We start from the raw sequence: 14,483 nt of genomic DNA on the forward strand, positions 1-14,483 counted from the left end.
AAAGGCTAAAGGCTAAAGGCTAAAGGCTAAAGGCTAAAGGCTAAAGGCTAAAGGCTAAAGGCTAAAGGCTAAAGGCTAAAGGCTAAAGGCTAAAAATTGGAAAACTTCTTAAACCTCAATGCAAGTTTTTTTGCCCTTCGCCTTTCGCCTTAAATTTCAATACAAATCCACCGGGTCGACATCCAGCGACCAGCGTACCTTTTTCGCCTGCTTGAGTTTTTCAATTTTCGGCATCAACACATCCAGCAACGCATGCAGCTCCGGCCGCCTGCCGCTCTGAAACAACAATTGGTAACGGTACAGTCCCGCGCGCCGGGCCATCGGCGCGGCAACCGGCCCCAAAATTTGGGTGCGGCCTTTGCTGTACTCTTGCGCCAATTCAACAACCGCCTGCAGGAACAACTTCGGCATCTCGGCATCTTGAGCTTGCACTCTCAATAAGGCCTGATAACTGAACGGCGGCAATGACGCCTCTTTACGCTCCGCCAACGCGGTTCTGGCAAAACTGTTGTAACCCTGATGAATCAGCGTTGTTAATAAAGGATGCTCCGGCTGCCGGGTTTGCATGATGACCCTGCCGGGCTTTTCCGCCCGCCCGGCGCGGCCTGAAACCTGTACGATCATTTGCGCCAGTTTTTCGGGAGCATGAAAATCAATGCTGAACAAGCCGCTATCCACATCCAGTATCGCCACCAGCGTCACATTGGGAAAGTGATGGCCTTTCGCCAGCATTTGCGTACCCAAAATAATATCCACCTCGCCCCGATTGATTTGCTGCAAATAATTTTCCAAGGAGCCTTTGCGCTGGGTGGAATCCCGATCCAGACGCACAATCGATTTGTCGGGGAATAATTCCGCCAGCACTTTTTCCACGCGTTCCGTACCCAATCCCAGCGGCGTCAATTCCCCGGTTTTACAGGCCGGACATTGCCTGATCAGGCGCTGTTCCTGTCCGCAATGATGGCAGCGCAATATCCCCTCATCGTAATGGATGACCAGATTGGCGTCGCAACGCCGGCAACGCGCGACCCAGCCGCAGCCATGACAGATCAGAGTCGGCGCAAAGCCGCGCCGGTTCAGGAACAATAGCACCTGCTCGTTTTTCGCCAGGGTAAGGCGCATCTGTGCAACCAGCGCTTCGGACAGCCCCTCCTGCATCCTCTTGTTCCTGATGTCCAGCAACTGCAACACCGGCGCCGTTGCAATTCCGGCCCTTTCCGGCAAATGCAGCAAGCGGTAACGTTTATTATCGACGTTATGCAGACTTTCCAACGCAGGCGTCGCGGAACCCAGCAATACCGGAATATTTAACAGCTTGCCGCGCACCACGGCGACATCGCGGGCGGAAAAACGAAAACCTTCCTGCTGCTTGAACGAGGCGTCATGCTCTTCATCGAGAATGATCAGGCCGGGATTTTTTAACGGCGTAAACAGCGCGGACCGAGTGCCCAATAAAATCGAACATTCTCCCCGCTGCATGGTAAGCCACGCACTGGCCCGCTGCCGGTCGGTCAACTTGGAATGAGAAATGGCCATGCTTACCGTAAACCGTTGCCTGAACCGGTCTTCAAGCTGGGGCGTCAGGGTGATTTCCGGCAACAGCACCAACACCTGCTGCCCGCGTTCCAGTACGGTGCGGATAATCTGCATATACACTTCGGTTTTGCCGCTGCCGGTCACGCCCTCCAGTAGAAAAACGCCGAACTGCCCCAAACCCTCGCATACCGTATCTATCGCCGCCTGCTGCTGTGGATTGCAATGCAGGGCGTCGTTCCTGACGACCGGTTCGGCTGTATGTGTCCCGGACTCCGATACGGAAAGTTGTAGTAATTGTCGATCTATTAACAGCTTTACCGAAGAACGCCAGTTTTCATTCCATGCCGACAACTCCGCTTCGGATAAGCTGTTTTGATGCGCCTGAAACTTTTCCAGTACGCTTTTTTGCTTGGGTGAGCGCTTGAGCTGTCCGCTATCTGTAGCCTTACCCAGTTCTGTCAACGCATAGCGTTTTTCTGCCTGAATAACGGACGGCTTGCCCTGACGCAACGCCACAGGAAACGCTGCGCTAAAAACCTCGCCCAGCGGGTGATGGTAATAACGGCCGGCCCAATGCAGCAGCGTCAAGTCCTTTGCCGACAATAAGGGCTTCTCGTCCAGTATCCGTTCGACGCGTTTTAATTTACCGATGTCTATATCGCTATGCTGAACACACTCGACCAGAAAGGCGATTTTTTTAGCTTTGCCGAAAGGTACTTCCAGACGAATGCCCGGCTTGACTTTAATTAACTCAACGTGTTCCGGGGCGAGATAATCGAATAATCGATAAACAGGCAGCGCAATGGCAACTCTGAAAATCGGTTCATTTCTGTTTTGCGACTTAGCCATAGTGTTTGAGGTATTTTTGATATTCCAAGGCTAAGTCACTATACGGTTTAGACTATTTGAGTTACCCACAGAATCTGTGGATAACTCTGTGGAAAAACAGTTTTTAACAACGCTTACTAGCGGTTTTTATTACAGTTTTGTTAATCTGCACACTTTTTATCCATCAAACATTCTACTTTTATTTCAAATACTTATTGCAGAGACTCAACAGAAACAAGGTATTTTTTCCAGTTACATTTTAATTTATCTTAACGCATATCTAATTTGTGGATTACTTCACAAATTAGATATGCAACGCGTAAAACTACCTTGCCGATTACCGGGGCTTGATAAATTTAATCGTCATCCGGTCGCTTTCGCCGATAGCCAAATATTTCTTTCTGTCTTTATCCTTAAGCTTTAAAGCGGGCGGTAAAGTCCAGACGCCTTCGGGATAATCCTTGGTATCTTTGCTGTTGGCATTGATTTCGGATTTATCCAAAAACTCAAAACCGGCGTTTCTTGCCAACGCAATCACATAATCCTCGCTGACATAGCCGGATTCGGCTTTGGGATCCTGCGGCTTTAAGGTTGAATTTCTATGCTCGACAACGCCTAAAATCCCGCCGGGCTTTAATGCCTTATACATGGCATTAAATACTGCGGCGGCCTGATCGTTTTTCATCCAATTATGCACGTTGCGGAATGTTAAAACCCGGTCCGCTGAACCGTCCGGCGCTATTTGTAAGAATTTTGGCGGCTGTAATACGGTTAACTCGACTTTTCCGTACACTTTCGGCTGGCTTTTTAGCTTGTTAACAAAGTCATGCAGGTTTTTTTTAAAATAAGCTTGGTCGGCGTCGTCTGAAAAATGCGCCGCATACAGTTTGCCGTGATCTTTCAGGTAAGGGGCGATAATTTCCGTATACCAGCCTTCGCCGGGCCAGATTTCGACGACCGTCATCTTGTCCTTAACGTCAAAAAATTCCAATGTTTGCTGTGGATGCCGGTATTTATCCCGGCTCTTATGCTCTGCAGAACGCTGCTTCCCGGCGATTGCCTGATGCAAGGAAGTTGATTTTTCGGCGGCTTGCGCAGGTGCGAAACTGACTGCCAGCAAAAGCGCTAATAAAAATTTTTTCATGCTGTTAATCCAATGAGTCATTTTTTGTGGGGACAATTCGCCCCGCCAGGTAGCGGGACGAGCGAGATTGCGCGAGCTTAAGGATCAAACCAGCAGATTTGATTGCGTCCTCTGTCTTTAGCCTCATACAAAGCCGCATCGGCACGATGCAGCACCGCTTCACCGCTAATGTCATCAGCCAAAACGGAAGCGGCGCCGATGCTGACGGTAATCTGTACCGGGCCTACCCGATGATCAATAATGGTCGCGGCAACCTGTTCACGCAAACGTTCCGCCATTGACAAGGCGTCGTTTTTGTCAGCCCCGGACAACAAAATTGCAAACTCCTCACCGCCCAGCCGCGCCGGTATATCAATCGCACGCGAGGCATTACGGGCAATTTCGGCAAAAGCCTTCAACACCGCGTCACCGGTAGCGTGGCCAAAGTCATCATTGACCCGTTTAAAAAAATCCAAGTCCAACATTAACAACACTGCTGAATAATGGGATAAACGCGCCACTTTCGCCCGTTCTTGCTCGAGTTGTTCCAAAAATACGCGGCGATTAAATAATCCGGTCAAGGAATCGGTGCTGGCAAGTTTTTGCAATTGGGCTTCCATTGCCTTACGTTCGGTAATATCTTCCTTAATACCGATAAAGTGGGTAATTTCGCCGGCGCCGTTTTTTACCGGCGCAATGCTAAGTTCCTCGTGATACAAGTTCCCATTTTTGCGCTTGTTGATCAATTCCCCACGCCAATGTTTCCCATCCAGAAGGTCCGCCCACATGTCCCGGTAAAATATTTCATTCTGTAACCCGGATTTGGTCAATTGATTCGGCTTATTTCCAAGCGCTTCTTCCGGGCTGTAGCCGGTTAAGCGGCCAAAAGCGGGATTAGCCCAGATAATAGTCGCATCTTTATCGGTAATAACAATGCCATTTGCCGCCGCCTCCAATGCGGCTATCAACAAATTGTTACGCGCTTCCATCTCGGTGCGCAACAATGCATAACGTATCGTCCGCGCCAAGCCGTCATAACCAAAATCCCCCTTGACCATATAATCCACAGCCCCGGCCTCCAGCGCAGTCAGCGCAAAATCGGTATCGCCGCGTCCGCTGAGCACCACTATCGGAATGTCCACCGCCATGGTTCGCGCCTTGTGAACGGTTGCCAGGCCTTCCGAATCGGGTAACGACAAATCCAGCAGCATGACATCAAAAGATGAGGCCGTCAGATATTTTTGCGCTTCATTGAGCGATTGAGCCCAAGCCAGCTCAAAATACCCACTCTGAGTTTGCCTCAACTTTATTTTTACCAAATTCGCATCGCCGGCTTCGTCTTCGACCAGCAGCACGCGAATCGCTTCGTTACACGTCATGGCTTGCAATCTTGCGGCAAACGTACAAGGCTGAACCAATAATCGCCAATCAGCTGAATGGCCTTGATGAATTGCGGCATATCGACCGGCTTAGTGATATAACTGGTTGCGCCGAGCTGATATGAATAGATGACGTCTTTCTCGACATCGGAAGTGGTCAACACCACGACAGGAATCCCCTTAAAGCGCTCATCGGCCTTGATCGCGGCTAAGAATTCGCAGCCGTTCATGCGCGGCATGTTAAGGTCGAGCAAAATCAAATCCGGGCGCGGTACATCGGCATATTTTTCCGTCTTGTTTAAAAAATCCAGGCCTTCGCGCCCGTCCTCGACATGATGCAGGTGAGCCAGTATCTTGCCTTCTTTTAACGCCATTTTTACCAGATACGCATCCGAGGGTTCATCCTCCAGCAGTAAAATTTCAACAAAGTGAGGATTACGGGACTCTCTCATCGTTTCATCTCTATTCCGTAGTGCTTATTCAGCAGATGCTGACTTTATAATTGGCAACTAAACTTTTCATCCTGTTTCCCGGTTGAATCCTCGCTGGCTGCGCCCGACTATCAGGAATTAGGTTTGCTGTTAACAGCCTGATTTTTTTATTCAGGTAAATCAAATAAAGCGGTACACCCACCGCCCGGCGTTTCCTCCAATGCAATAGAACCGCCGCAACTTTCAACAATGCGCCGGACAATCGCCAAACCGATACCGGTGGAATTTTGGTTGTCATGCACCTGCAAACGTTCAAATACGCCAAAAACGCGCCCCCGATATTCTACCGGGATGCCAATGCCATTATCCTCGACGCGAAAAATCACCCGTCCCGCCCTCACTTCGTTATAAATCCTGACATGCGGCGTGCGATCAGGACGGCGGTAGTGCAAGGCATTGCCCAACAAAATATCGAAAATATCTTTCAGGCGGGGGCGGTCTATATAGACATGACAGCTATTATTATAATCTACCTCGGCACCCGCTTCACGTATTAGCGACGCCTTCCGCTCCAGCACGCCGGCGACAACTTCCGCAACGGCAACTGTCGCCATCGCACCGCGCGGCTGGTCAGCGGCCAGATACAGTTGAATATCACGTACCAGAGCGCTTTGCCGCGCCGCGCTTTGCTCAATAAAATGCAGAGACGCCGTAGCGTCTTCGCTTAACCGTTCTTTTTCCAAGTCTGCTCTCAAGCGTTGCGCAAAACTCACCAGCCGTCTTGCCGGCTCTTGCAAGTGGTGTGCGGCAATGTTCGTAAACTGTTGCAATTCAGCATGCGCGCATGCCAGCTTGTCTTCAACTTGCTTACGCTCGGTGATGTCCACGCATGAACCGATATAACCCAAAAAGCTTCGATCATAGTCAAAACGGGGAACGCCGGTATCGATCAGCCAACGGTATTCACCGTCATGACGGCGCAGACGGTATTCCATCGAAAAGCTTTCCCGCCGATCAAATGCGCTTATATAAGTATTAAGACAGTGTTGGTAATCATCAGGATGAACGCAGTCCGCCCAACCGTTGCCCTGCTCTTGATCCAGAGCACGCCCGGTAAATTCCAGCCAAACCTTATTGAAGTAGAAACACAGTTTATCCGTACCCGCCATCCAGATCAGCACCGGCGCCGAATCCGCCAACAGCCGGAAGCGCTGCTCGCTCTCACGCAGCTGAGAAGTCAGCCCGTAGGCTATCTTAGCGGCATTGACGTGCATATTAAGGTAGGAACGCAACAGCAAAAACAGCAGGAAGCTGCTGACGACGCCAGCTCCGCCGATGACCCATAGTTTGCTGTAATCAATCCCGTCCTGCGCGCCCTCAATCTTCTCGAACTGCAATGTCCACACTGTGCCGTTAAAATCGGTCATTATTTCTATGGCCGGCAAAAAGTGACTATGCCCCTCATAAGACGGGGCCGAGTTGTTATACAGCAACTTTTCCGCTTGCGCAGTGCGCCCGTCATAAACGCGAAAATGTACATGGGTCAGTGTTTTGTCTTGAAATTTGGGCACCAGCTTATCAAGCAAATCGCCCATGCGGAAAGGGCTGTAAACCCAACCCAATAACGCGGCGCGCCGCTGTTCAACCGTATCGATAGGCCGGTTTTTTTGATAAACGGGTACATACATCAAAGTACCGGCCTGTTGTTCCTCGACCGTTTCCTGTACCAAAGTAACCTTGCCCGACAAGCTGGGCTTATTTTCGTCACGCGCCAGTTCCATGGCGGCACGGCGCACCGGTTCGGAATACATGTCATAACCGAAAGCGCTTAAATTCCGTCCGCTAAACGGTTCCAGAAAAATGATTGAAGTATAGGCGTCTCGTTTACCTTCAGGGCTTACCTTGTAATCGGAAAAACCTTCAGCACGCAGTTGCGCCTGGTGCGCGGTCAATTGACCGGCCGGTATCCATAATGAAAAGCCCAAACCTTGAATGCCGTCAAAATGTTCGTCACTGCGCAGACGCCGGACATAGTCGCGCCATTCCCTGCGCGTCACGGTCTGCGATGCATCAAACATCGCCGCCCCACTCAACAATGTCTGCTTATGCGCGTCCAGCCGTCCCGCTATTTTTAACCGGACTTCGTCGCAAAAAAAAGCAAACTGGCGGTATTCGTCCCGCTCTATGTCAAGCTTTACCCAATATCCGGCCAAGCCTGTACCGAGCAGCCCCATCAGTAACGCTAACCAGGGTAGCGTGAATCGCAGATAACGCTTGGCAAATAGTTTCATTGTTGTTTTAGGATCGTGCATAAATTAATTTAGGCAATTACCATGAAGACCATGAAAGAAATGAGGACTTAAACCTTTCATGCCGCTTCATGTCCTTCATGGTTAAAAAATGAAATATAAAACTTGCTCAAGTTATTTCATGCACGTTCCTTAGCTTGTTTCCAAGCTCCAGGATTCGCATGATAGAAAGCAGTATAGGGACACAGTTGAACTGTGCTTCTATGCTGGATTTACGCTACTTACAAGAGGCAATTCAAACCAGAACACAGCGCCTTGACCGTCCCCCGCCGATTCTACGCCAATGGCGCCGCCGTGATGCTCAACAATTTTACGGCACAACGCCAAACCGACGCCGGTACCTTCAAAGCGGCTGCGCGCCTGCAACCGCGAAAACACTTTAAATAGCCGGTTCATTTGCCCCGGCTCGATGCCGATACCCTGATCGCGCACTTCGACCCGCAGTGATCCGGCGCGGCTCTCTCCATGAATATGAACTTTCGGCGGTTGATTTTCTTCGTGATACTTCAGCGCATTGGCAATCAAGTTCTGTAAAAGACGCGTTAATTCATCGCGGCTGGCAACCAATTCGGGCCAGTCGCCGGTCACCTTGATTTCGCCGCCGCAAGCGCTGAGCTCGGGATTAAGAAAAGCCAGCGCCTCATCCAAAGAGGCCTTACTGCTAAGCTTGATTTTGGCTTTAAAAACACGGCCTACCCTGGAATAATCGAGCAGCGATAAAATCATTGCATCCATACGTTTGGCACCGTTTACCGCAAAATCAAGAAACTGTTGCGTTTCTTCATTCAGCTGTCCCGACAGTGCATTTTCAATCAAGGTTAAATAGCTGGTGACCATCCGTAACGGCTGGCGCATATCATGGGATACCGCATAGGCGAACTGTTCCAATTCGGCATTGGACCGGGTCAATTCGGCTTCGATTTGCTTAAACTCAGTAATGTCGCGTGCTGCCGCAAACACGCCAAGCACCTTGCCCTTGCCGTCGTGATACACGCTAGCATTATAAAGCACGTCGGTAATTTGACCGGACACATGGCGGATAGCCAGCGGATAATCAAACACAAAATCCTCGGAAAATACCCGTTGATAGCCCTCGCGAGCTTCCTTTGGGTCGGTGAAATAATCCGCAAAGTCGCTGCCGATCAACTGGTCTCTCTCCACGCCGGTTACTTGCTCCGTGGCGGTGTTGACATCGGTAATTTTCCCCTCGGTGCTGATCGTCACCAAAGGGTCCAAACTCGCCTCAATCAGGCTGCGGGCATATTGAGCGGCGGCTTGAATCGCGTCTTCCGCCTTTTTGCGCTCGGTGATGTTTTCATGACTGACGACCGCTCCTCGACGCGAACCTTGCAATGGCGCTACATTCATGTAAAACCAGCGCTGCTGATCGGGCGAATGACACGGATATTCCAAATGAAATGTTTCCAGCTCCCCGGCCAATACCGCCGCAATGCCGCGTTGAGCATCGATTGCCAAATCGCCATCGGGTTGATTAACGGTGTTTTTACAGGCATCAAGATAATTAAGCCCCAGCATATTCTGACCGCCGTTTTCGTCGGCAAATTGCCGCCATGCGTTGTTGACGGCAATAATGACACCCTGCGTATCCAGCACGACAATGCTTGAGGTGAGCGAGTTAAGTATGCTGGTATTAATAGCGTCGCTGTCGCGCAGTTTTTCCTCCATCTGCTTATGCCCGGTGATGTCGGTAATGAAGCCGTACCAGAGCGTAGAGCCGTCCTCTTCCCGCTGTGGCAGCGCATTGCCGAGTAACCAGCGCACCGTACCATCGTCAAACTTTACCCGATATTCATGGCGCCACGGGGTCAAATTCCGCGCCGATTTCTGAATTGCGGATGCAATGCCATCGTAGTCATCAGGATGAAGAACGGCAAATACTTTCGACGCATCCTCGCTGACTTCATCAGGACTGATCCGGTATATTTCCCTAATGGCTTCACTGGCAAAAGGAAAACAGGAACTGCCATCCGGGCGCAAACGATATTGGTAAATAACCCCCGGCAGCCGACTGGCGATTTTCTGTAGGCGATCCAACGCTTCTTTCCTAGCCTCTTCCATCTGCTTGCGTTCGCTGATGTCAGTATGCGTGCCGATCATGCGCAAGGGTTTGCCATCTTCGTTACGGCTGACCACCATGCCGCGATCCAGTATCCATTTCCAATAGCCATCCTTACAGCGAATCCGATGCTCACTGGTGTAAATTGGAGCTCGCCCCTCAAGACACGCCTGCACCAGTGCGATAGTTTCCGTCTTGTCGTCAGGATGAATGCGTTTCTCCCATTCATCCAGGCCGGTCCCAATCTCGTCTTCGGCAAACCCAAGCATTTCCTTCCAGTGTTTGGAGAAAAACACCGTACCATTCTCCACGCTCCAATCCCAAAGACCGTCGCCCGAACCCTCAATGGCGAACTTCCAGCGATATTCGCTTTCAATTAACGCATTCTCCATCTGCTTGCGCTCGGTGATGTCGGTAGAAACACCACACAAACCATAAATACCGCCGTCTTCCCGGCGTAGTGGTTGCTTGGAGGAAAAATAGACGCGAGTGCTCGCATTCTCCCTGTCGCTATTAATTTCCTCGGTCGCTACGCATTCGCCCAACTCAATAACGCGGCGATCATTTTCACGCAATTTTTCCGCCGTAGCCTGATCAAAAAAAGCCTCATCCAGTTTACCGACAATGTCTTCCTGAGCTTTACCAAACAGTTGCCGCACCGGCTGGTTGGCATACTGGTATCGGTAGTTGCAGTCCTTGATATAAATAAAGGCGTCAACATTATCGAGAATAGCGGTGAGCTTATTTTCGCTTTCGCGCAATGCCTCTTCGATCATTTTGCGTTCAGTAATGTCGCGCACATAAGCGGTATAAAAATAGCCGCCCTTTTGCCCCAGCACATCGACAGTCAGCTCTATGGGGAACTCCGAAGCATCGGCACGTAAACCGGTAATCTCAAAACGTATGCCGATAATGTTTGATGAGCCCGTAGCCATAAATCGTGATAAGCCCTGACGATGCGGTTCCCGATAGGCCGGGGGAACGATTAGCTCCGCCAATTCTTGTCCTAACGCTTGCTCGCGGGAATAGCCAAAAATATGTTCCGCCTGAACATTCCAGTCTATGACTATACCGTTATGGTCGATACTGATGATGCCGCCTAAAGATAAATCCAGCAGCCGCTGTGTGCGCGCAATATTTTTCTGTAAGGCGGCATTCGCAGCCTGTAGCGCTTCCTCTGCCGCTTTTTTCTGTTGTGTTTCTTCCAGCAGTTGCGTCATACCGGGCGCAGACAAAAATCGAGGAACCAGCCATAGTAATGACAAGGCGGCAGCAACCGAAAAAATTGCTGTCAAAATTTTAAACAGCCCACTCAACCAATATAGCGGTATCCATAGCGTAATAACGGATAGCAAATGCGTGGTGCCGGAAGCGATAAAAAAACCGGAAAGCATCGCAAACGGCCATGAATAAGACACCTCCTTATGCTGCCGGATAAAATAAAACAGAATCGGGGGGATGAAATAAAAAAAGAGAGCGGCCAGTAGATCTGAAATGACATGAGCCCAAAGCAATGCGATACTCCACAGCGGGCCATGATTATGTGGAATCAAGTCCTTACCAAAAAAATCAATCAGTACGTGCATTTATCCAGTATAAAATAAATCATGAGCATTCAGGACGTTTTAAATCCCATGAGTTGTCCAGGTAATGCTTCTTAGAATCAAGCTTTACCGAACTGTCTCTTTATAATTCCAGATTTGCAGCAAACTTAAAATTGCCAGCATTAAAAAAGCAATCATTGTCCATGCAGGCATGCTCAATCCCAGCATTGTCCAATCCACCTTGGCGCAATCGCCGGTACCGCTGAGCATTAATTTAACCGTTTCAAACAGCGGGAAATTTTGCAGCACATACTCCAGGCCGGGACCGCATTCGGGTACCTTGTCAGCGGGCAAATGCTGTATCCAGACATGCCGCGTTGAAATCGCCGCACCGCACAAAGCCGTTACAGCACCTGAAACAGCATAAGCCGTCACGCCGGCCTGACCCGGATTATGAATGGCGGCGCTAAAAAAAACCAAGCCAGTCAACAGAATCGCGATGCGCTGGGAAATACACAATGGACAGGGATCCAGTCCGTTGATAAATTGGAAATATGCGCCCATAGCCAGCAAAAAAACACACCCCAGGAAGCCCAGAAAAAACCAGGTTCTGGCGTTAAATCTTAACAACTTCAACATGTAAAACGCCTTGATAAAAAATTTTATTGTAACTATTACGCTAACGATAGGGCACGGATAATGCGTGACAAAAACGAAAGCCTGTTTATCCGGGTATTCTTCAGAATCAAACCGCATCAGACTGAATCTTCAGCGCTTAGTCTTTCGCCTTTAATCTATTTACACGCCTTGTACATCCCATCCAGCACCAATGAATTCGGACTAACCATGCCAATAATCCTGTTATTTTCAATAACAGGCGCCCTAACCAGATTATATTTGGCAAATAAGCGCGAACAATAGCGGATGTCCATATCAGGAGACACTGAAATCACTGGTTTGCTCATGATTTCATAGACGTTAACCCGGTCCGGCGCCCGATCTTTCGCAAGCACATGACGTGCTATATCGCCGGAATTAATCATGCCGTATTCGTCATCGTCATGACGTTTATTGACGATAAGCACCGATGTTTTAAGCGACTTCATCTTATTTAAAGCATCCTCTACGGTAGCAATGCCGTCGATAGTACCGAAGTCGGTTTTCATCACATCTCTGACGCGGATTACAATGCGTGGTGCAATCATATCTTGTCCTCAAGTTCTTGGGTTAATTGTTCAACCTGGTGCATGACGCCAACGGCGTCTTCGACGTCAATCTGGATGGCGATACCGGTACCGGGTTTGTTGTCGAATTGCGCGACCTTAGCGATGGCTTCCAAAATGTGTCGACTGAGATGCTCTTCGACCAGCATCATCAGCACATCACGCTGGGTTTCCAGGGTCAATCCGAAAAAAGTTTTCGATTGTTTCATGCCTTCGCCGCGCGCATTACTGACCACGGTTGCGCCTTTAGCGCCGTTTTCGCGCGCGGTATCAAGCACTAGGTCGGTTTTGTCGTCTTCGACAAATGCAATAATTAATTTGAAATGCATGGCGTTCCTCAAGGTTTAGATGAAAGACTGCCTTTGCTGAGCCATTGCGCGATTTGCGCATAACCCAAGACAGCGATGATAGGAAGTAAGCAGGCAAAGGCGATCAAGCCGAAGCCATCCAGTAACGGGTTGCGACCGGGAACGGTAGAGGCCAATCCTAAACCCAATGCAGTTACCAGCGGCACAGTGACCGTTGACGTCGTGACTCCGCCAATGTCATAAGCCAAGCCAATGATCTGTTTGGGGGCAAACAAGGTTTGGATAATGACAATGATATAGCCTGCGATAATAAAATAATAAAGCTCAGCACCTATAATAATCCTATATGTGCCCAAGGCTAGGCCAAAGGATACGCCAATGGCAACCGCTATGCGCAGCCCCCAAGCACGGATAGTGCCGCCGGAAATCTGCTCAGCTTTCATCGCCACCGCCAGCAAGGACGGTTCGGCCAGCGTGGTCGCAAAACCAATGCTGGCGGCAAAGATATAAACCCAATAATACGCTTGCCAGGCCACATGCTGCTCAGTGGGGGCTATGCCCAGAAACGCCGGCGTAGTCAGCTGGGCTGCCATCAGTTTTCCCAACGGAAACAGTGCCCTTTCCAAACCTTCCAGAAAAAACGCAATGCCGAGCAAAACATAGATAAAGCCGATCAGCATTTTCCTCGGGTGCGCCACCGGTTTACGGATAACCAGCAACTGAAAGCCGATGATAATAGCGGCAATAGGCAAAATATCCTGGCAGGTTGCTAGTAAAACCAGCGCGAATTGACTGATCCAGTCCATCATCTCAGTACCCCGTAAGCCATCACAAAAACGATTGGCGTTAATGACGCAAAGGCAATCAATCCGAATCCGTCAGTCATCGGGTTGCGGCCTTTAATGGCGGTAGCCAAACCGACACCTAGGGCTGTCACCAATGGAACGGTAATGGTCGAGGTGGTGACGCCGCCGGAATCATAAGCGATACCGATGATTTCGGGAGGCGCAAACGGCGTCATAGCGATCACCCCGCAATACCCACCGATAATCAAGTAATACAGAGGCCAACCCCGGATAATCCTCAACACACCGACCAAAATGGCAAACCCTACCGACAACGCGACAGTTATTCGTAAGCCCAACGCATAACTGTCCTTAGCATCATCGTTCTGTCCGATAATGTCCGCCTTAGCCGCAATGCTCGCCGCTTCTTGAGCAATCGCGATCAGCGCAGGTTCCGCCACTGTCGTGCCGAAGCCCAAGCAGAAGGCGAAAGTCAGCAGCCAGAACAAGCTGCCTTTGCGGGCAAATGCATAAGCCATCGCTTCGCCAATTGGGAACAAGCTTTGTTCGAGCCCTTGAACAAACAGAGTAAGCCCCACAATGACAAACAGCGTGCCACCAATTAAATTACCGACATCGGGAATAGGTTGCCGAACAATAAAAACCTGGAATACCAAAACAACTGCAAGAATAGGCGCCAAGTCCAAAAAACTGCCGAACAGCTGCTTAATAAAAGGGTTTTTAAACATTCACGTCCTTTATCTGAGTTCATTAATCACATCATTATAAATCAAGCTACACAACAAACATTTAATAAGAAACTTAGATTCAACTCATAAGTGCAATCGGCACTAATCGGAAAAGAAAAAGGTTAGCTGATATAGTTTCACGCTTTTTTCAATCCGACCAAAGACGAGAAAGCGCATGAGAAACTATAAAC

General features: G+C 49.6%; 11 protein-coding genes. All 11 read right to left on the reverse strand.

All coding sequences use genetic code 11. From position 1 onward, the window contains the following. Positions 1-156: 156 nt before the first annotated feature. Positions 157-2,385 (reverse strand): primosomal protein N', encoded by a 2,229-nt coding sequence (locus V3O24_RS02185; protein ID WP_331305985.1) that lies wholly within the window; start codon positions 2,383-2,385, stop codon positions 157-159. A 316-nt stretch (positions 2,386-2,701) separates the two neighbouring features. Then, on the reverse strand, positions 2,702-3,508 hold the full coding sequence (locus V3O24_RS02190) for a methyltransferase (protein ID WP_331305986.1): 807 nt from the start codon (positions 3,506-3,508) through the stop codon (positions 2,702-2,704). 77 nt (positions 3,509-3,585) lie between these two features. Then, positions 3,586-4,866 carry a diguanylate cyclase gene (locus V3O24_RS02195; RefSeq protein ID WP_104425508.1) on the reverse strand — a complete coding sequence of 427 codons (1,281 nt, stop codon included), beginning with the start codon at positions 4,864-4,866 and terminating at the stop codon, positions 3,586-3,588. Further along, entirely contained in the window at positions 4,863-5,318 is a 456-nt protein-coding gene (locus tag V3O24_RS02200) for a response regulator (protein ID WP_104425507.1), read from the reverse strand. Before V3O24_RS02200 ends, V3O24_RS02195 begins: the two co-directional genes overlap by 4 nt. A 146-nt stretch (positions 5,319-5,464) precedes the next feature. Further along, positions 5,465-7,588, reverse strand: a complete 2,124-nt coding sequence (locus V3O24_RS02205; RefSeq protein ID WP_331305987.1) for a CHASE domain-containing protein — start codon at positions 7,586-7,588, stop codon at positions 5,465-5,467. A 219-nt stretch (positions 7,589-7,807) separates the two neighbouring features. Beyond that, complete coding sequence (locus tag V3O24_RS02210) at positions 7,808-11,269, reverse strand: PAS domain S-box protein (protein ID WP_331305989.1); 3,462 nt, start codon at positions 11,267-11,269, stop codon at positions 7,808-7,810. Positions 11,270-11,353: 84 nt separating this feature from the next. Further along, a complete protein-coding gene (locus tag V3O24_RS02215) occupies positions 11,354-11,857 on the reverse strand; it encodes a disulfide bond formation protein B (protein WP_331305990.1) in 504 nt (167 codons plus the stop codon). Positions 11,858-12,021: 164 nt separating this feature from the next. Further along, positions 12,022-12,432 carry a CBS domain-containing protein gene (locus tag V3O24_RS02220; RefSeq protein WP_104425504.1) on the reverse strand — a complete coding sequence of 137 codons (411 nt, stop codon included), beginning with the start codon at positions 12,430-12,432 and terminating at the stop codon, positions 12,022-12,024. Further along, positions 12,429-12,779 carry a P-II family nitrogen regulator gene (locus V3O24_RS02225; protein ID WP_104425503.1) on the reverse strand — a complete coding sequence of 117 codons (351 nt, stop codon included), beginning with the start codon at positions 12,777-12,779 and terminating at the stop codon, positions 12,429-12,431. Before V3O24_RS02225 ends, V3O24_RS02220 begins: the two co-directional genes overlap by 4 nt. A gap of 8 nt (positions 12,780-12,787) precedes the next feature. Then, positions 12,788-13,567 carry a DUF1538 domain-containing protein gene (locus V3O24_RS02230; protein ID WP_104425502.1) on the reverse strand — a complete coding sequence of 260 codons (780 nt, stop codon included), beginning with the start codon at positions 13,565-13,567 and terminating at the stop codon, positions 12,788-12,790. After that, the gene (locus V3O24_RS02235; RefSeq protein ID WP_104425501.1) at positions 13,564-14,292 is read right to left on the reverse strand and encodes a DUF1538 domain-containing protein; all 729 of its coding nucleotides are present in this window, start codon (positions 14,290-14,292) and stop codon (positions 13,564-13,566) included. Before V3O24_RS02235 ends, V3O24_RS02230 begins: the two co-directional genes overlap by 4 nt. Between the last annotated feature and the right edge of the window lie 191 nt (positions 14,293-14,483).

Source organism: Methylobacter sp. Wu8 (assembly GCF_036440755.1).
GTDB classification, from domain to species: domain Bacteria; phylum Pseudomonadota; class Gammaproteobacteria; order Methylococcales; family Methylomonadaceae; genus Methylobacter_A; species Methylobacter_A tundripaludum_A.

Bases quoted from the DNA above. Each gene is read 5' to 3' on its own strand.
- V3O24_RS02185 (WP_331305985.1), bottom strand. From the start codon at position 2,385: ATGGCTAAGTCGCAAAACAGAAATGAACCGATTTTCAGAGTTGCCATT.
- V3O24_RS02190 (WP_331305986.1), bottom strand. From the start codon at position 3,508: ATGAAAAAATTTTTATTAGCGCTTTTGCTGGCAGTCAGTTTCGCACCT.
- V3O24_RS02195 (WP_104425508.1), bottom strand. From the start codon at position 4,866: ATGACGTGTAACGAAGCGATTCGCGTGCTGCTGGTCGAAGACGAAGCC.
- V3O24_RS02200 (WP_104425507.1), bottom strand. From the start codon at position 5,318: ATGAGAGAGTCCCGTAATCCTCACTTTGTTGAAATTTTACTGCTGGAG.
- V3O24_RS02205 (WP_331305987.1), bottom strand. From the start codon at position 7,588: ATGAAACTATTTGCCAAGCGTTATCTGCGATTCACGCTACCCTGGTTA.
- V3O24_RS02210 (WP_331305989.1), bottom strand. From the start codon at position 11,269: ATGCACGTACTGATTGATTTTTTTGGTAAGGACTTGATTCCACATAAT.
- V3O24_RS02220 (WP_104425504.1), bottom strand. From the start codon at position 12,432: ATGATTGCACCACGCATTGTAATCCGCGTCAGAGATGTGATGAAAACC.
- V3O24_RS02225 (WP_104425503.1), bottom strand. From the start codon at position 12,779: ATGCATTTCAAATTAATTATTGCATTTGTCGAAGACGACAAAACCGAC.
- V3O24_RS02230 (WP_104425502.1), bottom strand. From the start codon at position 13,567: ATGATGGACTGGATCAGTCAATTCGCGCTGGTTTTACTAGCAACCTGC.
- V3O24_RS02235 (WP_104425501.1), bottom strand. From the start codon at position 14,292: ATGTTTAAAAACCCTTTTATTAAGCAGCTGTTCGGCAGTTTTTTGGAC.